Below are 21,653 nucleotides of genomic sequence, written 5' to 3' on the forward strand. Positions count from 1 at the left end.
TAACAAGACATAAGGAAACCACATGGCTACTCCGCATATTAATGCTGAACAGGGTGATTTCGCGGATACGGTGTTGATGCCCGGCGACCCGCTGCGCGCCAAGTACATTGCCGAAACTTACCTTGATGACGTGCGTCAGGTGAACGACGTGCGTGGCATGCTGGGCTATACCGGCACCTATAAAGGCCGCAAAATTTCCGTGATGGGCCACGGCATGGGTATTCCATCAGTGTCCATCTATGCCAAAGAGCTGATTACCGATTACGGCGTTAAGTCGATTATTCGAGTAGGCTCCTGCGGCGCGGTACGCGACGACGTTAACGTTCGTGATGTGGTGATCGGCATGGGTGCGTGCACGGACTCCAAGGTGAACCGCATGCGCTTTAACGACCACGACTTTGCCGCGATTGCGGATTTTGAGCTGACAAGCCACGCCGTGGCCGCCGCCAAAGCGCAACACGTGCCAGTGAAAGTGGGTAACATTTTCTCCGCCGATCTGTTTTACAACCCGCAGACCGATATGGCCGAGCTGATGAAGCGCTACGGCATTGTAGGCGTTGAGATGGAAGCGGCTGGCCTTTACGGCGTTGCCGCCGAGTTCGGTGCCCGCGCGCTGACCATCTGCACCGTATCGGATCATATTTTGAAAGGTGAAGCGCTCTCCAGCGCCGATCGTCAAACGACGTTCAACGATATGATGATCATCGCGCTGGATACCGTCCTGCGTGATGACGCCGCCAACGCCTAAGTGGGTCACAATGCCCAAGTGGTTCACAATGCCTAAGTGGGTTAAACCGAGGAATCATCTATGAGCCAAGCAGACTCTGCGCTGGTCAACACGCTGCTTGATGCATTGAATAATGCCTATGTCCCTTACTCCGACCACCCGGTGGCATCCATCATGGAGTGCCCGGACGGCCAGCAGTTCGTAGGCGCTAACGTCGAAGTCGCTCACTACAAGGGGCTTTGTGCGGAAGCATCGGCCATTAGCGCGATGGTAACCGCTGGCCAGCGCGAGCTTGCCAAGGTGTATGTAATGGGGCCAGGCGAGCACCTGTGCACGCCCTGTGGGGATTGCCGTCAGCGTATTCGTGAGTTCGCTACCCCCGATACGCAAATCATGGTTATCTCCCGCCAGGGCGAGGTGCTCAAAACCTACACCATGGAAACATTACTGCCGGACGCCTTTGGCCCCGAGCAATTGCCTCAACGCTAGGCCGCATTCATTACTGCGGTTAGCCGCATCAGGCTGGTTGTCACTCTGCCGCCGTCTTCATGACGGCGGTTTTTTATTGCCTTGCGAACCACACTGCCAGCACTGGCCTCGCCTAACAATTCCTCGTACTCTATTTCCTCGGGCTCTAATTCCCCAAACCCTGTAAGGCACTTTATCTCGCACGCTTACTTATCAAGGAGAACGCCATGGCGGCCCTACTGCCCAACGTTGATCCCACCGGACTGCTTGAATACTCGGTGGTGTATACCGACCGTTCGCTCAATCACATGTCGCAGCAGTTTCAAGGCGTCATGCGCGATATTTCGACCACGCTGAAAGAGGTCTATAACGCCCATGCAACGGCCATTGTTCCCGGTAGCGGGACGTTTGGCATGGAAGCGGTCGCACGTCAGTTCGCCCTGGATCAGAAAACCCTAGTGATTCGTAACGGCTGGTTCAGCTACCGCTGGACGCAGATTATCGAGATGGGCCGTTTAACCGACCAACACGCGGTACTCAAAGCACGCCGCGTGACGGCTGATGACCCGCAGTCGCCGTTTATGCCTGTACCTGCGGAAGAAGCCGCTGAGCGTATCCGCCAGGAAAAACCCGCTGTGGTGTTTGCCCCCCAGGTAGAAACCTCTGCGGGTCTACTGCTGCCCGATGACTATATTCGTACCGTGGCGCAAGCGACGCGTGAGGTGGGTGGCCTGTTTGTGCTGGACGCCATTGCCGCAGGCACCCTGTGGGTGGATATGCAGGATTTGGGCATCGATGTGGTGGTCAGCGCACCGCAAAAAGGCTGGAGCGGCTCGCCCTGCTGCGCCATGGTCATGCTTTCTGAGCGCGCCACACAGCGCTTAAGCGAAACGCAAAGCAATAGCTTTGCCTGCGATTTAGCCAAATGGCACGCGATCATGCAGGCCTACGAAAACGGTGGGCATGCCTACCACGCCACCATGCCAACGGATGCCTTGCGCCAGCTGCGCGATATCATGCAGGAGACTCGTGAATACGGCTTTGCCAAGGTGAAGCAAGAGCAGCAGGCCATTGGTCAGGGCGTTCGGGACATGCTCGCACGCCACGGGTTTATCAGCGTTGCCGCTGAAGGCTTCGAAGCGCCAGGTGTCGTGGTCAGCTACACCGACGATGCCGGGCTTGTCGGCAAGTTTGCCCAAGCAAGCGTTCAAGTGGCGGGCGGTGTGCCCTTAATGTGCGATGAAGGTGATAACTTCCAGACCTTTCGTATCGGCCTGTTTGGGCTGGATAAACTGCATCACACTAAACGCAGCGTGGACAACCTGGAAAAGGCCCTTAATTCGTTCAATTAATCAGCCGTTACACATTGCTTAACGCTGACTATATCCGCTCAGAGGCGTCTTTTCGGGCGCCTCTGAGTGAATCGCTTGCAGCTGGCTGGCACTCGATGCACAGAGGCCGTATGTAAGGGCTGAATTAAGAACTGAGTTTAAGAAATGGCTTCAAGGGCTGAGCTCACTGGATGTGCCTTCTGAGACGCCACTTTCAGCAACTTTTTCGACATCGACAATGCCCGAACGACTAACCACCACCTTCCAACGCGCCAGGTAAGGGGCATCTTCACTGCCGGTTTCGCGCACCACCAGGTTGAACAAATGGCGCCGTTCAACGCTTTCACGTACGGCCTGGCCATCTTTTAACCGAAAGATATGATGCTTCTCTTTGCTCATTAAGCGGGTCAGCATCAAGAGATCAATATACAGCGTCTCTCGCGTATGCTCGTAACCACTCAAAAACCGCGTGGGCGACATACGCGAACTGGAGCGGTAATGCAGCACATCCTCTTCCCGCTCAGCCACGGTCCGTCTTCGCATCTGTTTGATGTCTTCATTCAGGGCGGTGTAGCGCTTGTAATCAAACCATTCAAGCTGACGCCCCACCAGTGCATTACGCGTGGGGTCAACATATTGGCGACGCCATTTTGGCCGCCCCCGACGCAGCAGGCGCCAAAGCGTATTGCGCAGGTCGTCCTTAAACACTTCACGCAAGGCATACAGCAGCGCCATGGCAAGCACAAACAGCGCCGTAATATCGCCAACGACTTCGCGTACGCGCAATACTCCCAGCGTGACACAGGCCATTACCAGTGCGGTTGCCAACGCTTTTACAGCTTTTTGCTCACCGCCGCCTAACTCCAGCGCCTCCTGCTTCAAGGTAATCGGATATTCAATCAAGCGTCGTAGCAAGCGCATTTTATTCGACATGCGTGTCGGGTCTTCCATCACACGCTCTGAGTTGTACTTCTGTTCGCGTCGATACTCACTTTCACGTTCGCACACATTGATAAACTGGCGCTTGATATCACTAAACTCGCCACCTCTTGGCATATAGGCCACTAGTGAAAGCAGCTGCTGCTCAGTAAACCAGGAGAGATAGTTATCAATATTGGCAAAATATTTGTATAAACGCTCATCCGTGGGTTGATTGCGGCGCATCTTCCTTAAAATGCTTTCGCTGAGCTTCTGCATTTCATTCAGTTGCTCACACAGCTCTTCTCTTAGCGTCTGCACATCGCTGGACTCTTTTTGCCGTTCGCTACGCAGTTTGCGCTCACGGACCAGCATTTTTTGAGTCGTCCGCTCCATGGCAGTCACATACTGATACGCATAAAGACTTAAGCTTAATCGGTAGGATTCGCTGCCCAACTGATTACGGCTGGCGAGCCGGCTATGCACTAGCGGCAGGTGGTAGGCATCGCTATAGTACGTCCGCGAGACACTAATGGATGAGTGATAAAATGCCTCTTCCGAGATGACGTGAGCATTTAAACCCAGCTCGCCAGGTACAAAAAGATAGACGTCAAGCCTATGCGATGTCTCTTCCTTGAGCCGCCGTGTAAGGCGTAGCTGGTAGCTATTTTTACGCTCGACGTTAATCACCTGGTCAATCTCCTACTTCATTGCCTTGAGCGATGATATACCATGACACCAATTGTCATGGTGGTCCGCTTCGTGCGGGAATGGTTTACTTTTACCCTTTGGAGCCTGGGAATGCCCATTGCCCGTTTCTCCCCCTTTGAGCTGCTGCTACTGCAAAGCCGCAGCCAAGTGGATACGGCAAAGCTACTGCTGTTGGCCTGGATATTGGTACACCGCCAACACGTTTCAGAAGGTCAACGGCGACGCCGTTTGGCCCAGGTGTGTGCGCACTTTCGTCATGGGCATGAACTGGCGCCAGTCATGCATATTGCGCGGCAGCGCGACCTCAAGGCTATTCAGCTTGCCGCTGAAGTCATTCGCAAGGAGTGCTCCGAAGAGCATAGCCTTGGCGTCATGCATCAAGCCATCACAGTGGCAACCGACAATGGCGACCTTTCTCTGTCGAACCATTATATATTGCGGTTCGTGGCAGATTTGCTCAATGTGCTGCCCACAACACTTGGCACGCTATTTAAAGAGCTTACAGGACGCGCGCTCGCTCTGCCGGAAGATCCCAGCCGCGACGCCTATTGGCGTGTCCATGACGCTGACTATTACGCGCAGCAAGCACGCAAGGCTGAAGAGGCTGCCCGCCAGGCCCGCGAAGCGCAGGAAAAAGCCGAACAGCAGGAAAAAAGGCGCCAGGAAGAAGAGGCCCAACGCGCGCATTCGAAAGCCCAGGAAAAGGCCGAACGTGAGAGAGCCCGCAGCGACAAGTCTCGTGACGACAAAGCGCGTAAAGACCAAGCGCGCAACGAAAAGGCTCGACAGCAGCAGGAACATGCTCGGCGCAAAAAAGAGGAGCGTGAGCGCGCAAAACGCCAGCAACAACACTCGAAAAGCGGTTCACAAAAAGGCTCACAGCAGGGTTCACGCCAGGGCTATCAGAACGGCTATCAGCACAGCCATCAACAGCGCTCGTCCACACCGCCGCCACCTGATCGCACCACCCGCGCTTTGGCGGTACTGGAATTATCACCTGGCGTTACCCAAGCAGAAGTGCGCCGTGCCTACCGGCGCATGGCACAGCTACACCATCCGGATCGCTTCTATACCCAAAGTGAACATCAAATTGCCCTTGCTTCAGCACGTTTTCAACGTATAAAAAGCGCCTATGATTACTTGATGCAAACCTATCGGTAAAATAGGCACACTCTCTGGTGTTAACCTCCAACCCTAAAAGAACAATGCACCTATGCGGGATTTGTACCAACGCCTTAACGTTCCACCCCAAGCAAACGATGAAGAGCTACAGCAAGCCGTTGCTCGCTGCCCCAACAGCGCTTTGCGCCAGGATGCGGAAGCCGCATTCGCCGTCGCCAAGCGGCGTGCAGACTACGATAAGCTGCACGCCACGCTGAGCGACATTGGGCAGCTGCGTACTCAGCTTGGGCTAACCCACGGCGCCCATTGGCAGGATGATGTTGCCAACGATTTTTCAGTACCGCCTGACGAGATAGTTTCCCGTCACGATAAATTGGTCGACCGCGTCAGCCACGTCGTAAAACTCTACAACCGTTGGCGTGGCTTACGCGGCGCTTGGCTACTCATTGCGATTTTCACCCTCGGTACAGGCCTGGGGATTGCGCTGGGGCTCACCTTGAGCTAGACGATTGCGGCTTAAGGTGAGCCGCGATACGTCCTCCCCTCATCACGCTCTATCTCTGCTTGAGTAGGCTGCGGGGCGGGCCTGGGCGGTGCAGGCTTTTTATTGGCCTCGTGCTCACCCGTTGTAGCTTCCCCATTATCAAGCGATAGGTCGGTGCCTCCGGTCGGCTCCATATGGTCTTCTGAGCGCGCTTCCATGCTGACACTTAGACGCGGCACACCCAAATCGATGGACTGCGCTTCCATCCGTTGCTTAAGCAGTAGATTAAAGGCCCGCGAAACATCCCACTGCATTTCAGGAGCGGTCCGAAAGCGCATGCGCAAGATAGGGCAGCCCTCTTCAAATCCCTGGACCCCCTGCATTTCAAGCGGCGACCAGATGTAATGACGCATCATCGGGTCATTGCGCAGCTCCAGGGCGGTTTCCTGCATTAGCGTAATGGCATCATCAATTTTCATGTCATAGGGAATGCGTATCCGCATTAGCGCAATACCAAACTGACGCGACATATTGTGGATCGATTCAATACGACTAAAGGTAATAATATGTACCACGCCATCCAGGTCGCGTAACCGCACGGTACGCAGAGTCAGCCCTTCTACCGTCCCCATATGGTTGTTGATGCGCACAAAATCATCTACCGCCAACGAATCTTCAATCAGAATAAAGATGCCGGTAATCAAATCCTGAACCAACGTCTGTGCGCCAAAGCCTATCGCCAAACCGATCACACCGGCACCCGCCAGCAGCGGTGTCACGTTCACCCCCAGGTTAGCCAGCCCGACAATAAACGCGATAATCAAAATGGCGACAAAGATTACGTTGCGAATCATCGGCGTGATGGTTTGCGCCCGCGCCTGGTTAACCCGCCGACCGCGAGCGCGGCCCGAGGAAGTCAGCGCCCGCTGGATGGCCGTGTCGGCAAATATCCACACCAGCCATGCCAACAAAATTGTCGCCCCAAGGCTAACCAGCGCTTGGCCGATACGCGTACTGGCCACCGCTTCTTGACCTAGCCCAAACAGCGATCCTCCCCACACTTGCATGGAGAGTTCAGCAAATACCATCCATGAACAGATATGCGCCAACACAAACCCAAAGCGCTCGAGGCGTTTTCGGTACTGGCTAAAGCGCCGACGACGACGCTTACTCAAGCGCTCGGATTGACGGCGTATCAACCCGGTAACCACCAGGGTAAGTACCAGCAAGCTCGCAGAAATTATCGAACGTGCCAGCGCGGTCCCGACATCGCCCACGGTGATAAAAATCGCCAATAACGAGCCGCCCACCAGTAGCAGTGCCGGGATATGCCATAAGCCGCCCAGGGTACGAACCATCTCAACGGCCGTGCTGGCCTCCCGGCGCTGCTTATAGGGCCGATTACAAATGAGATGGCGTACTGGCTGCTTGAACTTGATAATAAAGCGCGCAGCCAGCAGCGCGGCCAGCATATTGGACAACATCGAGACAAGGCTTGAGAGTTCGGTCCCCAGTAGATCCACCAAGCGTGCTGAATTTACCGCATCGCCCAAAGCGATCAACGCCCCGATCACAAACAGCCCACGCAGTGCCTGCTGCTGCAACAGCTGCACAGCGGTAAAGCGGTGCCCTCGACTAAAGAAGGCAATGACGGTCTCGAACACTACCGATAACGCACGCCCAAACAGGCAGACATACGCAATAACCAACACCACCGTGCGCCCTGGGCTGTAGGGCAGCAGTTGGGCAATGCCCAGGATAATCGCAAAGGCCAGTGCCCAAGGCAGCATGCGGCGTAGAAAATGCGCCGCCAGCAGCCACGCCTTGGGGTCACGAGGCAAATCCAGGGGCCACTCTCGGCGCGTCGCAACCAAGCGGCCAAAGGCAATCATCAGTACCAGCAGCGTGACCCAGATAATCCCCATCACTGCGCCGTCAACAACTTCACGGATCGCCTGCCCGCGGTCCGTGCCAGCATTTAAGGCACGCAGATCAGCGGCCCCTTGCACCAGTTGCCGTGACCACTCATCAATCGGTGAGTTGCCTGCCTGGGCCTGCTCACCGAGATCCGTTAGCGTGTCGGCAAGCGCGCCCAGCAGCCCTTGGCGTACGATGCCTTCCTCTTGAGTAGCATCCGTTGTTACCTGTAGCTCGCGCAGCGAGTTAAGCAGCGCCGTACGCTGCTCTTCATTGTCGAGCATGGCGATAACATCATTCAGCGAGCGTTGGAATTCATCACTGCTGACCTCTTCTTCCTGGTTCGGCTCATTTCCACTTAAACCGGAAAGCGAGACGACCTGGGCCTGAACCTGAGCCGCCATTACGCTGACCAGTACCGTTAACGCAATGTAAATGGCAGTGTTAATTATCCAGTGCTGTCGCACACCATGCTCCTAAAATGGACTCAAAAATGACACCGCGCCTACTCCCTCTCGCCTCCCGGAATCCGCTCAGCCTATCTGCGCGACTATGATAGGCTGATAGTCTAAACGTTCACCTCACAGGATGCCGAGATGACGCTGCAAGCTCCCCCGAACCGGTTAAATAGCGACGGTAAGGTACGCCGTGTGGGCATTGAGATCGAATTTGCCGGCTTGCCACCCCACGACACTGCATTAGTGGTCCGCGATCTGTTTAAAGGTGAGCTTAACGTGGTAAGCCCCCACCGGCTACTGGTTGAGGGAACCCGCTGGGGTGTATTTGGCATTGAGCTTGATACCCAGTATGCCCACCCCGATCAGGCATTGCTTGAAGAGCAGGCCAACCAGGATAGCGAATGGGAACGGCATCGGCACCAGCGCCGTCTGGAATTTCACCAAAAGACCCGCGAATTTATTGGCGACATGGTAACAGGCCTGGTGCCCACCGAGCTTATTTGTCCGCCGGTGCCGTGGAATGAACTTGAAGAGCTGGATACTATTTTTCAAGCATTACGCGACCAGGGTGCAAAAGGCACTGATGCTAGCCTGCTGTATGGTTTTGGTTTACACCTTAATTTGGAGGTAGCGCGCCTGGACGTTGACTACCTGCTGGCGATGCTGCGTGCTTATCTCTTGCTGGCCCATTGGCTTCGCGATGAGATCAAAGTGGATATCACTCGTGAAGTGTTGCCCCATGCTAATCCTTTCCCCAAGGAGTACGCCTTAAAGGTGCTGGATAGTCGCTACCAGCCAGACCTTGCATCGTTTATTAACGATTACCTGCACTATAACGCCACGCGAAATCGTGAGTTTGATCTACTGCCGTTATTTGCGTATCTGTGTCCAGAGCATCCTCGCGCGCTGCTGCATACCAAACTTATAAAGCCGCGCCCCACGTTTCATTACCGCTTGCCCAATGCACAGCTCTCTCAGCCAGACTGGGGGGCGGTAGTGGAATGGAATCGCTGGGTTGAAGTGGAAAAGCTCGCGGCGGACACTCGGCTTCTTCAAGCACGCTGTGATGAATATATAGCCAAGCAAAATCGACCGTTCATGATGCGCTTAAAAGACAAACTGAAAACATGGATGCGCCGTTAAGGCAGCGCTCCATGTCAGCAGCACGGCTATTTTGACGACTCAAGAGAACTTATCTGAATGCAACGGCCGCTTATTGGAATTACCACCTCGGATTATAAAAGCCACCTTGCCTGGTGGTTTGACTGGTTTGCCGTATGGCGGCATGGCGGAAAACCCTTACGGCTATCCCCTTCCCGCCCGTTGCCAGCGTATCTGGATGGGTTAATTATTGGCGGTGGCGATGATATTCAGGCGACCCTCTACGGCGGTGAGCTCCAGCTGGATGTACGCCTTGACCCAGCACGCGACGCTCTGGAACTTGCCTTACTTGAACGATTCATTCCCTTAAACACACCCGTTTTGGGTATTTGCCGAGGTGCGCAATTAATCAACGTGCATTTAGGCGGCACGCTGGACCCCGATATTTACACCACCCACGAAGGCTTAAAACGTCGGCGCACGGTACTTCCCCGTAAGACGGTCGATATTGTGGGTGCAAGCCAACTGTATCAATTACTCGGCGTCACCTGGTGCCGGGTAAATAGCCTTCATCATCAGGCCGTTAACCAAGCGGGCCAAGGGATAGAGATTGTCGCGCGTGACCGTGACGGCCTGGTGCAAGGCATCGAATCGCGCGAACATGATTTTTTAATCGGGGTTCAATGGCATCCCGAATGGCTGATATTTAACCGACCCCAGCAACGCCTGATTAGTGCGCTGCTGGAGGCCGCTAAACGTTGTCAGCAGTCAGCTACGCCGTAAGTACGGCCAGTGCCGCATCGTAGTTCGGTTCATTTTTAATTTCGCTGACCAGCTCGCTATGCAGTACGCGATTATCGATATCCAGCACCACCACAGCACGTGCACATAAGCCCTCCATAGGGTTATTACGCAGCGCGACACCCCAGGCCTCTAAAAACTCGGGATGGCGGAAGGTGGAAAGCGTTTTAACGTTATCCAATCCTTCCGCACCGCAAAATCGCTGAGCGGCAAATGGCAGATCAGCCGACACCACCAACACCACGGTATCGTCCAAATTAGAGGCAAGCTCATTAAAATGCCGTGTCGACATGGCGCAGGTCGGCGTATCGACGCTGGGAATAATATTGAGGACTTTCCGCTTGCCTGCGTAGGTGTCCAGCGTTACGTCTTGAAGATTGCCATCGGTTAATACCATCTCTGGCGCGGTTTGATCAACGGAAGGTATTACCCCGGCCACATCCATCGGTTCACCGGCACGCGTCACGTGTTGCATTGTCATCTCCTTATTAAAGCTTAATGAGCAGGATCGCTCATTATTGGCGTTACTCACTGAATGGCGGTTACATCCTATTCGCCCTGTCGCATAATGACATGCTTTATCCCCCTGGTGCTCGCATCAACAGTGTGCGCACCAGGCTGCCTTTTTTCACAGGAATCAATATGGCCTCTGTCGTCATTATTAAAACCGGCGATGCATTTTCTGACGTTGCCGAACAGCACGGTGACTTTGAAACCCTCTTTGGGCAACAGCTAAACGATACGCTGCCTGAGCATTTAACACTTCGCGTATGGGACGCCCGAACGGAGTCTTCGCCGCTACCGCTAAACGCGCTGGCAGGCATTCTCATTACTGGCTCCCACAGCATGGTGAGCCACCAAGAGCCCTGGAGCGAACGCTTAAAACCCTGGCTACAGGAGGCGCTTCAAGCGGACATTCCCATGTTAGGCGTTTGCTACGGCCATCAGTTAATGGCAGCGGCTTTTGGAGGTGTCAGCGACTTCCATCCCAAGGGGCGTGAGCTGGGTACGCATAGCGTTACGCTGACGGATGCGGGCCTTCAAGACCCCCTGTTTAGCCAGTTACCCGCACATTTCATGGCCCACCTGACCCATGCGCAGTCTGTGTTAGGGTTGCCTTCCAATACCCAGGTGCTGGCCTGTAATTCCCACGATGCGCACCAGGCACTGCGTTACGGACCGCGCCAGTGGAGCGTGCAGTTTCACCCTGAGTTCACTGTACCTGTCATGCGCGCTTATATAGCGCATCAGCGCGAAGTGCTGCTTGAACAGCAACAAGACGCAGAGGCAATTGCCGCTCAGGTGGTTGAAACACAGGAGGCTACAAGCTTACTCAAGCGCTTTATCACGCTTTTATAAAACGCTCATCACATGGTCACGTGGGCCAGACATCTTAAAACAGCAAATTCTGTGGCTTTTTGACATGCTGGTCGCGCCTTGAAGCCAACCTGTCGGCCAAGCGGGTAGGCTCTGGCAACTTGGTACGCCCCAGGCAACGCATTACCCAATCAAGCGATGTTTCAAGACTAATTCGGTGGCCAGGCGAGACAAATACCGGCTTCACCTTGTCACGCGAGCGCAGTACGGCGCCAATCGTCTCGTTACCGGCTCGCAGTGGCACCCAGTCCCCACGTACCTCGCCTACCTCATCGTGCTTGCCGTAAAGGCGTGATTTGGCAACGCCGATGGTAGGCAGGTCCAGCCACAACCCCAAGTGCGCGGCGATCCCGAGCCTTCTGGGGTGGGCGATCCCTTGTCCATCCACCATGATTAATTCGGGCAGTATATTGAGCTGCTCAAAGGCGCCCAGAGCCGCCGGTATTTCGCGAAAAGAGAGCAGTCCTGGAATATACGGCATTCGCGTCGGCTCACGATGAACAACGTGCTCAACAAGCGTTAAGTCAGGTGCTGTTTGTGGGTCCCACTTGAGCACCACCACGGCTGCCCGCGTGGTATCTCCGTTGTCTTCAAAGCCAATATCCATCCCGGCGATGTGCGTTACCGGCGCAATACGGTCATCAGACTCTAACCGTGTAGCAAGCTCTTTCTGAAGCGCGATAGCCTCTTTAGGCGCCAGGTTCCATTCATGCAAGGCTGCTTTCACTGTCGACTCCCTGTCGCTTTTTTGGCGTGTCATCTTTTAGCGTAGCAAAAAAATGCCCCCGCACCGGAAACCGGTACGAGGGCATTTTAGGCGCGGTTAATACCGCTATCGCATGCTTAAGCGATTACGCTTCGCGGCGACGGATCGGCGCATCGCCATCATCACGACGACGGCGCGGAGCACGCTCAGGCGCACGGTCTTCGCTGATTTCCAACGGACGACCGGCGACACGAGCACGGGCCATCTTGGTCAGAATAGTGGAAGGCAGACCGCTAGGCAGCTCAACCACTGAGAAGGCGTTACGGATATCGATACGACCGATACGCGCACCTTCAATGCCGCCTTCATTCGCCAACGCGCCAACCAGCTGGCCTGGCTTAACGCCGTCTTTATGGCCAACGGATACACGGTAGCGAGTCATGCCTTCGCTAGGTGCGCGCGGACGCTCACCACGTTCGCCACGCTCACGGCGAGCACCAGGCTTGGCACTGCCACCTTCACGCGGGGCACGCTCTTTACGCGGCGCTTGCAAGCGGCCAATCGGCGCTTCATCAGCACGAGCCATGGCAGCAAAGGCGCAGGCCAGTTGAATAGCGTCATGACCTTCTTCTACCAGACGCTCTACCAGTGCCTGCTGCTCTTCGGCACCTTTGGTAAGCGCTGCCACCACACGGTGGTGGAACACTTCGTCACGGTGAGCGCGAATAGCAGCTTCGTCAGGCAGCGGCATTTCGGCCATTTTCTGACCAGTTGCCTGCTCCATCCAACCTACTTTACGGCCTTCACGGAAACCAGCAAAGGTAATCGCGATGCCGCTACGACCAGCACGACCAGTACGGCCGATACGGTGCGTATACGCTTCTGCATCTTGCGGAAGATCGTAGTTGATAACGTGCGTAATGCGCGGCACGTCAAGACCACGGGCAGCAACGTCAGTCGCAATCAATACGTCGACCTTGCTACGCTTCAGGCGAGTAATCGTACGCTCGCGCAGGCTTTGGTCCAGGTCACCGGACAGACCAGCGGCGTTGACGCCACGAGCCGTCAGTTGCTCAACCAGGGTAGTACAAGCGGCACGAGTACGTACGAAGACAATAGCGGCATCGACCGGCTCGACTTCAAGAATACGCGCCAGCGCTTCAAGCTTGGCACCGCCGTCAACGCGTACAATGCGCTGCTCAATGTTTTCGCCAGTGGTCGTGCGCGACTCAATCGCCACTTTTACCGGGTCAACCAGATAGCGGTTAACAATGCGCTCAATTTCAGTCGGCAGTGTGGCCGAGAAGAACACACGCTGTGCATCTTTCGGGGTATCGGCGACCACGCGTTTTACGTCGTCGATAAAGCCCATGCGCAGCATTTCATCAGCTTCGTCTAATACGAGTGCTGACAGGCCGTCCAGCTTCAAGCTGCCACGGTCCAGGTGATCAATAATACGGCCGGGGGTGCCAACAACAACCTGGGCACCGCGCTTCAGCGCGCCTAACTGTTCACGGTACTCTTGGCCACCACACAGGATGGCCACTTCAAGGCCCTGCAGGTTTTGACCATACTTACTAAATGAGGCTGCAACCTGCTGAGCAAGCTCGCGGGTTGGGGCCATGACTAATACTTGAGGAGCACGACGCTGAAGATCCAGTCGTGACAATAACGGTAAAGCAAATGCTGCGGTTTTACCGGTACCGGTTTGTGCTTGGCCCAGCATATCGCGACCTTCCAGCAACGCAGGAATAGTTTGCGCCTGGATAGGTGAAGGGGTTACATAGCCCTGTGCTTCAACAGCAGACAGAACGGCAGGCAATAGAGCCAGATCGCCGAAGCTCGGCGAGGCGACAGAAGTCGAGGTCATTAATCACACCTTGGTAGGCCGGCAGTACCGGCAAAAGAGCATCGTAAGCGTCTCTGACTCTGACAACGATGTTGCGCTAAAAAGCAGCATCGAAAAACAGGTTCCGTCAATAAGCGGATAATGTCATCAGTGGAGTCGGAGACGCCGGTCGCACCTGGCATACGGTTGGCAAACCTATATATTCTCAAAGGGCCAACCGCTGTGGCGACCTTCTGCGCCGATTTCACCCGTTTGGTGAAATGCTGGAGGCGCGCCATCTTCACAGCAATGAACATCTGCAATCAGCGAGATGTTCCCGCAAGCCTTGCTACGCATCAAATATAAAACTACGTAGACATCGCTTATCGTCGTGATGGAGGGGTCAACACATGCGAGGAGCGCGCATCCTAACACCTCAAATAATGAATGACCAGCCTTTTTACTACACCTTTTTTACTTCACCCAAAACAAACATCATCATTTGCACTTGTGTAAATATCGTCTAACTTAATTAGATGCCTCAACACGTTCAGCAATTCAAGGAGTGATGTATGAACTGGGATCAAATTGAAGGCAAGTGGACGGAAATGAAAGGTAAAGCACGCACTAGCTGGGGCGACTTCACCGATGATGAGCTTGATCAGATTGGTGGCAGGAAAGATCAGCTAGTGGGCAAGCTTCAGCAAAAATATGGTCTGACGCGTGAAGAAGCTGAAAGACGTGCTGATGATTGGGCCAACACGCTATAACCCGTCAGCGTCATAAGCCTACTCACTTCTGTTTTAGTCAAACGTTGCAAGTTATTGGCGACTAGCGATGAATGGGCAGCCAATGTTGACCATTCTGTATTTTAGCCACATGGAGAGAAGCTATGCGTAAGACAATGTTAACCACCGCTATCGGTACCGCCCTGTTAGGCAGCCTGGCCTTCGGAGTGCAAGCGTCAGAAGAGCCCCAAGGCATGTACTCCGCCAAAGATATCCTTGACGCTGACGTCTACTTCAACAACGGGTCCGGCGATGAGATCGGTGAAGTCGATAATATCCTGTTCGATGAAGAGATGCGTATCAATGCGCTGGTCATTGAGAGTGGCGCCGTATTAGGCCTTGGTGGTCGTGAGATCGTTGTAGGCACTGACTACTTCTCGCTTGAAACCCACACTGAGAGCGACGGGGATACCGAGCACCGCATTATTCTTGATGCAACCCACGAAGAAGTTGAAGAATTTCCGACCTACAACCATGACTGGTGGGAACAAACGAAAGTAAATGCTCGTGATGCGTGGGAGACTACCCGCGATGGCGCACAAAGCGCTTGGCAATCAACACGTGAAGCCATATCAAATCACGATTAACACCGTCCATCATCAGCTAACGTAATAACAGAAGACCGCCTTTTCGGCGGTCTTCTGGTTTGCAGCGGCCGGCTGCGCTGAACAAGCTGCCTAAGCGCTCTGCTTAGAACGTACCCCACGCCCTGGCAGGCGCTCTCGATCATGGGGGCGTTCAAAGTCAAGCAGCGGCCCAGCAGGTACAATACGTGTTGGGTTAATCGTATCGTGGCTGTAGTAGTAGTGACGTTTTATATGGCCCATATCAATCGTTTCAGCCACCCCCGGCCATTGGTAGATTTCGCGCACATAATTGGACAAATTGGGAAAGTCTTCAATACGCTTGAAATTACACTTGAAATGGCCGTAATACACGGCATCAAAACGAATCAGCGTCGTAAACAGGCGGATATCCGCTTCTGTTAGCCACTCACCCGCCAGATAACGCTGGTTACCCAAACGTTTTTCCACACGCTCTAGTGCTTCAAACAGCGCATGAACATGCTTTTCATACACATTCTGCTCGGTGGCAAAACCGGTCTTGTAAACGCCGTTGTTAATATGGTCATAGACATCGGCATTCACTTGGTCGATCTGTTCGCGCAAATCCTCCGGATAAAAATCCAAATGGTTGCCAGTAAGATCATCAAACGCGACATTCAATATACGTAACAAGTCGGCCGACTCATTATTAACGATGGCACTTCGCTTTTTATCCCAGAGCACCGGGACCGTTACCCGACCGGTATAGGTGGGGTTAGTCATGGTGTATAGCTGATAGTGGTAATCAACGCCGTTAACGGCATCACCGCTTGAGCCTTCATTCTGCTCATAGGTCCACCCTTTATTTAGCATCAAAGGGCTCACATGCGACTCACCTATCAACGACTCCAGCCCTTTTAGCTTACGCATTATGAGGATGCGGTGCGCCCAAGGGCAGGCTAACGAAACGTATAGATGGTAGCGGTCCTTTTCAGCGGGATAGCAGGCCCCGTCAGTTTCCGGTTGATCGCCGACCCAATCACGCAGCTGAGCAGACTCACGGACAAATTCACCGCCGCTCTTTTTCGTGTCGTACCACTGGTCGTGCCATTCACCATTAACAAGCAAGCCCATAAGGCATCTCCTAAAGGGGGTAATAAGTATCTGACGACGCTACCTTCAGCATACCCCCGGTGCACAGATGCTCAAGCGGATGTTTTACGGTGTTTCATTCGAGATAATCGAACCATGAGAATAGAGTTCGTCGACCGCCTGCTTTAACGCAGCAGCCATGGCATGAGCGGCAGGCCCCGCACGATCACGATCCCGAAAAATCATCTGAACAGGTACTTCACGTATGCCACCCGCCGGAAGCGGTAGCGGCTTTAACTCGCCACGCGCTAGCTCTTCTGTAATATGGGATTCAGGCATCCAAGCGAACCCCAGGCCACGCTTTAACATATCCAGAGAGGTGTTCAAATGACCTACCGTCCAACGCTGCTCGGCCTTTAACCACCCTGCATCCAAAGGCTGACGCAAGGCTGAGTCACGAACCACCAACTGGCGATGCTGCGCCAGATCGCGGAGGTCCAGTGATCGCCCCAACTGGTGTAGGGCATGATCCGGATGGGCAACCGCAATAAAGCGAACGAGCACCAGAGGCTCGCCTAAAAAACCCTGCGCCGATATACCCGAAACCACGAGGTCTGCACGGCCGTCATAGAGCATTTCAATTCCACCGTGGAGCACGCTCTCATGTAGCTGCACGCGTACTTGTGGGTACTCTTCCGAGAAGCGCTCTAGCGCCTTCGCCTGGACCGCCGCAGGGAATATCTGCTCGATTGCCACGATAATTTCAGCTTCCAAGCCTGCCGCCAGCCTTGACGCCACATCTTCTAAAGAGGCTGCGCTTTCTACCAATTGACGTGCGCGACGCAGCAGTAATTCACCGGCTTCCGTCAAGCGAACCTGACGCCCAACCGGCTCAAGCACCTGAACACCTAACTGCTCTTCCAGCTTATGAACGGCATGGTTCAACGTAGAGGGGCTTTTATGGATCGCTTCCGCTGCACGCGCAAATCCTCCATGGTCTACCACGGCTGCCAGCATTTGCCATTGCGCAAGTGTTACCCGGGACATTTCGATTTCCTCGATGCTATACAGCGATACAGTCCGCTTAATCTTCGAAAAAATCTCACTAGAATGCCAGTAATCAATAAAAAGTACCGCTTATTCAGCGCTTATTTGCGCCATCCGGCACAATACAGCCTCCTAGGAACAGCAACGCCAAGCGCATCCATGCGAATCCATCAGCCTATCAGCCTATCAGCCGTTAGCCTAAGCACGTTAAAAACACTCAAAAAATCTGCAATTAACTTTTTGTTACAAAAAAACACGTCAAGATCAACCCCGGCTTAAGTCTGACAGACAGTACCCATGGCTAACGGTATCATCTTCGTCCAACTCAAAAACTCTTAACTAACATTAATAAAAATTTAAGCACTTGTTTTTAAACAATAATAACAACAATTCCTATTAGATCTTACTTACTCGACCCTCCCAGCCTCTATAAATTCTTTACACTACTCCCTACCTGTCTATGGTTAGGTTAATAATTCTCATGTTTTTCAGGTCTGAAGCATGCGATGCGCAAAGCTAGCCGACTCACTTTATCCAAGCTTTTATTTACCTTTGTTAGCAAACAGTGTTCACAAACAGTGATATCTGCCATTTACTTATGCTCATATAGCAAAAGTATCTTTTATGTATAGATATACAGTCTATGCACCTTTTGCTCCATGGGGTATGGTTCCGGGGTTTGTTTACTTTCATATTCGTTTTCGATCACGAACTCGGCGGTCTATTTACCCATGTTGCGAATCCTTCATTCGCTGCCCCGCACGCATAAGTTGTTACTGTTACCTGTGGCTACAATGGTCACTGTGCTGGGCGCACAAAAATTAATTACAACGTATCACGATTTAAACCAACCCCATACACCGCTTGAAAGCGTGTTAGTACCGCTTCCCAGCGATTCAGCGCCAGGTCTTCCTTCCCTTGGTCAGGAACGAACGCCGGTTGCTGATGCCATCAATCGCGCCTCAAGGGCCATTGATGCCACCCGCGAACATATCCCCCTTAGCGATTTAGCGGCAACAGAAATCGTTGATCTTGATCTTATCTCCAGTGCGGATGCGGCGGTAGCAGAACACCAGCCCCCCAGTGCATTACTCACCCACAGTGCAATCGATAACGGCGCGCTGCATATGGCGGTTGTCGTAGGCACACTTTCAAGCGGCATGCTCGATATCGATCCATCTTCCTCTGTCGAAATCGCAGATGCTACTTCTTATGAAGATTACGGCATTGATCTGTTCGATGACGTCTCTTTTCTTGAGTTGGAACTGGCTGCTGAAGAGCCCTATGTCCCTGAATGGAAGACCCACCTTGTTGAGCCAGGTGAAACCTTTGCCGTTCTGGCACAAGATGAGCTGGGGCTAGGCTATAGCGAAGTACTGGCACTGCTGGATGACATGCCAGAATCTCGAATGCTGACAAACTGGCGTGCAGGCCACAGCTTCGACTACCAGCTAGACGAGGGCGGCCGCCTGCTCGCGCTTCGCATGATGAAAAACATGCGCGACGGGGTATTAATAGAAAGCGACACTGACAATTTCGCCATTACGTCTATTGAGCGACAGGGTGAGCCGGTTCAACGCCTTTTTGCGGGTAGTGTTAGCGGTAGTTTCGCCCGCTCAGCTCAAGCAGCAGGTTTGAGCAGTAGCTCGGTTACCGAGCTTACTCACTTGCTAGAGAAGAAACTTGATTTCCGCCGGGACAGTCGCCGTGGCGACCAATTCCAGGTGCTGGTTGAGTCCGACATGATTGATGGAGAAACGCTAGGCTCCCGCGTACTAGCAGTAAAGTATGCCGGGGAGCGCATGGACCTCACTGTCGTACGTAATGCCACCGACAATAACTTCTATACGCCCGAAGGCAATAGCCTGGACCCCTCTTTTGCACGCTATCCCTTTGACGGCAGTTACCGCCTTAGCTCCGGCTTCAATCCACGTCGTAAACATCCAGTAACGGGTCGGATCAGCCCGCACAACGGTACTGACTTTGCAATGCCTATTGGTACGCCGGTGACTGCCCCCGCCAATGGCCGTGTTGAGAAAATTGCCAACCATCCAGCCGCAGGCCGCTATATTATTATCCGCCATGACAATGGCTATCGTACGCGCTACCTGCACTTGTCCCGGCAGTTGGTAAGCCAGGGCCAACGCGTCACCATGGGCGAGCGCATCGCGCTTTCGGGTAACACTGGCCGCAGTACAGGCCCTCACCTGCATTACGAGGTCATCGTTAATAACTCGCCCGTTAATGCAATGACGATAGACCTTCCTGAAAACATGGGCTTAAACGGCGACACACTAATTGCCTTCCAACGCCAAGCCGAGCCGATGCTTGCTGCGCTTGAAAGTGGCGAAACCGGCACGATTAGCGTGGCGGGCTACCAGTCAGAAAGCGATACTGAGTAATCCAGGTTTTTGTAATCCAAGTTTTGTAATCCAAGCTTTAACACCCTATAACAATGCCGCCCCCAAGGGCGGCATTGTCGTTTTTACCCTCTGAACGGTAGCCACGCACCTTGCGCTATCTACACGCTGGCCTGCCCTCTACGTTCATACAGAACGCTGGAGCGCTGCCAATAGTGACGCATCGCGCCGGTAGATATCCGTGCGAAACTCCACTTCCCCTTGGGCGTTGGGCCATGCGGTCAAGTAATGTAGTGCAACAGGAATGCGCTGAGGCAAGTTCACATTACGGTCGCTGCCACCACTATTTATTAGCGTGCTGAGCTGGTAACGACTGCCACTATCTTGCAAAAGCATTTGGGCAAATTCGCGCACCCCTTCGACGCGTACGCAGCCCGAGCTCAATGCCCGTTGATCACGCTGGAAAAGCCCCTGTGCTGGCGTGTCGTGTAAATAGATCATGTCATTATTGGGAAAGCGCACCACTACCCGACCCAAAGGGTTACTGCTCCCCGCTACCTGGCGCAACATAACGCCCCCAGGGCGTTGCCAATCGACCTCGGCGGGGTCTAGCTGCGCACCGGACATATTGATCACCTGCATATTATGCTGGGCTAAATAGTCGGTGTTCTGACGTATCCGGGGCAGAACATCTTCACGCAGGATGGTAGGCGGAATCGTCCAGCTGGGATTGATCGTTAGGTGGCTGATGGATGAGTGAATAATAGGCGTTTCACGGCGCGGCGACCCAACGACCACCCGGGCATTCCACTGCTGGCCGTTTGGCCGAATATAGTGCAACTGGTAGCCTGCGATATCTACCCAGACCCGCGGCTCACTAGACTGCTGGGGGCCTATCCAGCGAGCACGCTCCAGATTAACCCGCAACTGATCAACACGTGAGGCGGCAGGTGCATTAAGCGCCAAGCGAGTACGATCGCCGACGACGCCATCGGCGGTTAGTTGATGGCGCCGCTGAAAGCGTTTTACGGCCATTTCGAGTTCAGTATCAAAGGTGCGTCTATCGCCGCCTGGCGCCTGAACGCCAATCATGGGATAGGCGCTGCTGTCTGCCGAGACCAGGCCATCTTCTCCCCACATCGCCAGGCGTTGGCGCAGCAGGATTACGTCATCATCCCTATCACCCGGGCGCAGCGAGTCTTCGCGCGACGGCAAATACGGGGTGCTGCCTAGCGTGGCCATCTGACGATAGCGGCTGAGCGCCTCTCGCAACTGCTGATACTCACTTGAGGCTGGACGAGCCAGCTCAAAAGCGCGCTCCAATGCCTGGTCATCAACGGCCTGAGCAACGCGAGCCAGCGAATAGCGACGTTCAGGACGTGGGACATCCCAATTCGGCTCAACGTCACGCGGGTTGACCTTGCCACGCTCCAGGTGATCAAGCGCCAACAACAGCGACGACGTTGCCTGAATATCAAACGCGGCCTGAGCGGACTCTCCAGCGTTCTGGCTACTCTGGAAAGCGCTCAACAATCTATCGGCACGGTAGTCACTAGGGGTCAAACCATCACTTTCAAGCAGGTTAAGCGCATTGGCTAACGCCTCAACCGATGAAGCTTCGCGCCAGGCTAGCTGCTCATTACGCAATTGATAAAATTCACGGATCGGCAGCGACGCCTGATCTTCAGCCGCCAAGCGCTGTATAAGTGCCTGTTTAAGCGGCTCAGAGGCCGCATACGCCGGTGTTAAACCGAAAGGGATATGGGACAGTGCTAGACCTAGAGCGGCCCCTATCGCCCATTGTCTTAGTGACTGCATCTCGTTCATCACCCTCTCCTTGCGTTACTATGAATTCCCATTCGCGGCATGCTT

18 protein-coding genes and 1 pseudogene are annotated in these 21,653 nt (G+C 54.0%); 11 read left to right on the plus strand and 8 right to left on the minus strand.

What is annotated here, in order from left to right:
- Positions 1-22: 22 nt before the first annotated feature.
- The 3 genes from deoD to ACT3R4_RS08435 all read left to right on the plus strand — a co-directional run bounded on the left by deoD (position 23) and on the right by ACT3R4_RS08435 (position 2,547).
- On the plus strand, positions 23-748 hold the full coding sequence (deoD, locus tag ACT3R4_RS08425; RefSeq protein ID WP_441678438.1) for a purine-nucleoside phosphorylase: 726 nt from the start codon (positions 23-25) through the stop codon (positions 746-748).
- Between the two features lie 60 nt (positions 749-808).
- A complete protein-coding gene (gene cdd / locus ACT3R4_RS08430) occupies positions 809-1,216 on the plus strand; it encodes a cytidine deaminase (protein WP_018919042.1) in 408 nt (135 codons plus the stop codon).
- A gap of 206 nt (positions 1,217-1,422) precedes the next feature.
- Positions 1,423-2,547, plus strand: a complete 1,125-nt coding sequence (locus ACT3R4_RS08435) for an aminotransferase class V-fold PLP-dependent enzyme (RefSeq protein WP_441678440.1) — start codon at positions 1,423-1,425, stop codon at positions 2,545-2,547.
- Between the two features lie 150 nt (positions 2,548-2,697).
- Here the strand turns inward: ACT3R4_RS08435 and ACT3R4_RS08440 are convergent, their stop codons facing one another.
- Positions 2,698-4,134 (minus strand): hypothetical protein, encoded by a 1,437-nt coding sequence (locus ACT3R4_RS08440; RefSeq protein WP_193053998.1) that lies wholly within the window; start codon positions 4,132-4,134, stop codon positions 2,698-2,700.
- Between the two features lie 111 nt (positions 4,135-4,245).
- Between ACT3R4_RS08440 and ACT3R4_RS08445 the strand changes: the two genes are divergently transcribed.
- Together ACT3R4_RS08445 and ACT3R4_RS08450 are read left to right on the plus strand one after the other, a co-directional pair.
- Positions 4,246-5,316, plus strand: coding sequence for a DnaJ domain-containing protein (locus ACT3R4_RS08445; protein ID WP_441678556.1), 1,071 nt, complete (start codon positions 4,246-4,248; stop codon positions 5,314-5,316).
- 52 nt (positions 5,317-5,368) lie between these two features.
- Positions 5,369-5,782 carry a hypothetical protein gene (locus ACT3R4_RS08450; RefSeq protein ID WP_441678442.1) on the plus strand — a complete coding sequence of 138 codons (414 nt, stop codon included), beginning with the start codon at positions 5,369-5,371 and terminating at the stop codon, positions 5,780-5,782.
- On the opposite strand, the pseudogene ACT3R4_RS08455 reads toward ACT3R4_RS08450, so the two are convergent.
- Positions 5,717-8,145: pseudogene (locus tag ACT3R4_RS08455) on the minus strand (mechanosensitive ion channel family protein). The gene ACT3R4_RS08450 and the pseudogene ACT3R4_RS08455 overlap by 66 nt on opposite strands.
- A gap of 129 nt (positions 8,146-8,274) precedes the next feature.
- Between ACT3R4_RS08455 and ACT3R4_RS08460 the strand changes: the two are divergent.
- Entirely contained in the window at positions 8,275-9,279 is a 1,005-nt protein-coding gene (locus ACT3R4_RS08460; protein ID WP_441678444.1) for an amidoligase family protein, read from the plus strand.
- Positions 9,280-9,336: 57 nt separating this feature from the next.
- Positions 9,337-10,020, plus strand: coding sequence for a gamma-glutamyl-gamma-aminobutyrate hydrolase family protein (locus ACT3R4_RS08465; RefSeq protein ID WP_087108347.1), 684 nt, complete (start codon positions 9,337-9,339; stop codon positions 10,018-10,020).
- On the opposite strand, the gene tpx is transcribed toward ACT3R4_RS08465, so the two are convergent.
- Positions 10,010-10,513 carry a thiol peroxidase gene (gene tpx, locus ACT3R4_RS08470; protein ID WP_441678446.1) on the minus strand — a complete coding sequence of 168 codons (504 nt, stop codon included), beginning with the start codon at positions 10,511-10,513 and terminating at the stop codon, positions 10,010-10,012. The genes ACT3R4_RS08465 and tpx overlap by 11 nt on opposite strands.
- A gap of 167 nt (positions 10,514-10,680) precedes the next feature.
- Between tpx and ACT3R4_RS08475 the strand changes: the two genes are divergently transcribed.
- Complete coding sequence (locus ACT3R4_RS08475; RefSeq protein ID WP_193053458.1) at positions 10,681-11,397, plus strand: glutamine amidotransferase; 717 nt, start codon at positions 10,681-10,683, stop codon at positions 11,395-11,397.
- Between the two features lie 34 nt (positions 11,398-11,431).
- Here ACT3R4_RS08475 and nfi read toward each other — a convergent pair whose 3' ends face one another.
- Together nfi and ACT3R4_RS08485 are read right to left on the minus strand one after the other, a co-directional pair.
- On the minus strand, positions 11,432-12,142 hold the full coding sequence (gene nfi, locus ACT3R4_RS08480) for a deoxyribonuclease V (protein ID WP_192526694.1): 711 nt from the start codon (positions 12,140-12,142) through the stop codon (positions 11,432-11,434).
- Between the two features lie 124 nt (positions 12,143-12,266).
- Complete coding sequence (locus ACT3R4_RS08485) at positions 12,267-13,991, minus strand: DEAD/DEAH box helicase (RefSeq protein WP_172118031.1); 1,725 nt, start codon at positions 13,989-13,991, stop codon at positions 12,267-12,269.
- A gap of 530 nt (positions 13,992-14,521) precedes the next feature.
- Here ACT3R4_RS08485 and ACT3R4_RS08490 point away from each other — a divergent pair.
- Together ACT3R4_RS08490 and ACT3R4_RS08495 are read left to right on the plus strand one after the other, a co-directional pair.
- Positions 14,522-14,719: a CsbD family protein gene (locus ACT3R4_RS08490; protein WP_087108335.1), complete on the plus strand. Its 198-nt coding sequence runs from the start codon at positions 14,522-14,524 to the stop codon at positions 14,717-14,719.
- A 122-nt stretch (positions 14,720-14,841) separates the two neighbouring features.
- Positions 14,842-15,324, plus strand: coding sequence for a PRC-barrel domain-containing protein (locus ACT3R4_RS08495; protein ID WP_172118032.1), 483 nt, complete (start codon positions 14,842-14,844; stop codon positions 15,322-15,324).
- 90 nt (positions 15,325-15,414) lie between these two features.
- On the opposite strand, the gene ACT3R4_RS08500 is transcribed toward ACT3R4_RS08495, so the two are convergent.
- Together ACT3R4_RS08500 and ACT3R4_RS08505 are read right to left on the minus strand one after the other, a co-directional pair.
- Positions 15,415-16,416, minus strand: a complete 1,002-nt coding sequence (locus ACT3R4_RS08500; protein ID WP_172118033.1) for a glutathione S-transferase family protein — start codon at positions 16,414-16,416, stop codon at positions 15,415-15,417.
- A gap of 84 nt (positions 16,417-16,500) precedes the next feature.
- On the minus strand, positions 16,501-17,421 hold the full coding sequence (locus ACT3R4_RS08505) for a LysR family transcriptional regulator (protein ID WP_441678449.1): 921 nt from the start codon (positions 17,419-17,421) through the stop codon (positions 16,501-16,503).
- A 731-nt stretch (positions 17,422-18,152) separates the two neighbouring features.
- Between ACT3R4_RS08505 and ACT3R4_RS08510 the strand changes: the two genes are divergently transcribed.
- Positions 18,153-19,823, plus strand: a complete 1,671-nt coding sequence (locus ACT3R4_RS08510; RefSeq protein WP_441678450.1) for a peptidoglycan DD-metalloendopeptidase family protein — start codon at positions 18,153-18,155, stop codon at positions 19,821-19,823.
- Positions 19,824-19,967: 144 nt separating this feature from the next.
- Here ACT3R4_RS08510 and ACT3R4_RS08515 read toward each other — a convergent pair whose 3' ends face one another.
- A complete protein-coding gene (locus ACT3R4_RS08515) occupies positions 19,968-21,608 on the minus strand; it encodes a L,D-transpeptidase family protein (RefSeq protein WP_441678452.1) in 1,641 nt (546 codons plus the stop codon).
- Between the last annotated feature and the right edge of the window lie 45 nt (positions 21,609-21,653).

Source organism: Halomonas sp. AOP7-E1-9 (assembly GCF_052376035.1).
GTDB classification, from domain to species: Bacteria; Pseudomonadota; Gammaproteobacteria; order Pseudomonadales; family Halomonadaceae; genus Vreelandella; species Vreelandella citrativorans.

What these genes read in the sequence shown, in the direction of transcription:
- ACT3R4_RS08515 (WP_441678452.1), bottom strand. Translation starts at nt 21,608, where the DNA reads ATGAACGAGATGCAGTCACTAAGACAATGGGCGATAGGGGCCGCTCTA.
- ACT3R4_RS08445 (WP_441678556.1), top strand. Translation starts at nt 4,246, where the DNA reads ATGCCCATTGCCCGTTTCTCCCCCTTTGAGCTGCTGCTACTGCAAAGC.
- ACT3R4_RS08460 (WP_441678444.1), top strand. Translation starts at nt 8,275, where the DNA reads ATGACGCTGCAAGCTCCCCCGAACCGGTTAAATAGCGACGGTAAGGTA.
- ACT3R4_RS08465 (WP_087108347.1), top strand. Translation starts at nt 9,337, where the DNA reads ATGCAACGGCCGCTTATTGGAATTACCACCTCGGATTATAAAAGCCAC.
- ACT3R4_RS08495 (WP_172118032.1), top strand. Translation starts at nt 14,842, where the DNA reads ATGCGTAAGACAATGTTAACCACCGCTATCGGTACCGCCCTGTTAGGC.
- ACT3R4_RS08490 (WP_087108335.1), top strand. Translation starts at nt 14,522, where the DNA reads ATGAACTGGGATCAAATTGAAGGCAAGTGGACGGAAATGAAAGGTAAA.
- ACT3R4_RS08485 (WP_172118031.1), bottom strand. Translation starts at nt 13,991, where the DNA reads ATGACCTCGACTTCTGTCGCCTCGCCGAGCTTCGGCGATCTGGCTCTA.
- cdd (WP_018919042.1), top strand. Translation starts at nt 809, where the DNA reads ATGAGCCAAGCAGACTCTGCGCTGGTCAACACGCTGCTTGATGCATTG.
- ACT3R4_RS08500 (WP_172118033.1), bottom strand. Translation starts at nt 16,416, where the DNA reads ATGGGCTTGCTTGTTAATGGTGAATGGCACGACCAGTGGTACGACACG.
- ACT3R4_RS08510 (WP_441678450.1), top strand. Translation starts at nt 18,153, where the DNA reads ATGTTGCGAATCCTTCATTCGCTGCCCCGCACGCATAAGTTGTTACTG.
- tpx (WP_441678446.1), bottom strand. Translation starts at nt 10,513, where the DNA reads ATGCAACACGTGACGCGTGCCGGTGAACCGATGGATGTGGCCGGGGTA.
- ACT3R4_RS08505 (WP_441678449.1), bottom strand. Translation starts at nt 17,421, where the DNA reads ATGTCCCGGGTAACACTTGCGCAATGGCAAATGCTGGCAGCCGTGGTA.
- ACT3R4_RS08475 (WP_193053458.1), top strand. Translation starts at nt 10,681, where the DNA reads ATGGCCTCTGTCGTCATTATTAAAACCGGCGATGCATTTTCTGACGTT.
- ACT3R4_RS08450 (WP_441678442.1), top strand. Translation starts at nt 5,369, where the DNA reads ATGCGGGATTTGTACCAACGCCTTAACGTTCCACCCCAAGCAAACGAT.
- deoD (WP_441678438.1), top strand. Translation starts at nt 23, where the DNA reads ATGGCTACTCCGCATATTAATGCTGAACAGGGTGATTTCGCGGATACG.
- ACT3R4_RS08435 (WP_441678440.1), top strand. Translation starts at nt 1,423, where the DNA reads ATGGCGGCCCTACTGCCCAACGTTGATCCCACCGGACTGCTTGAATAC.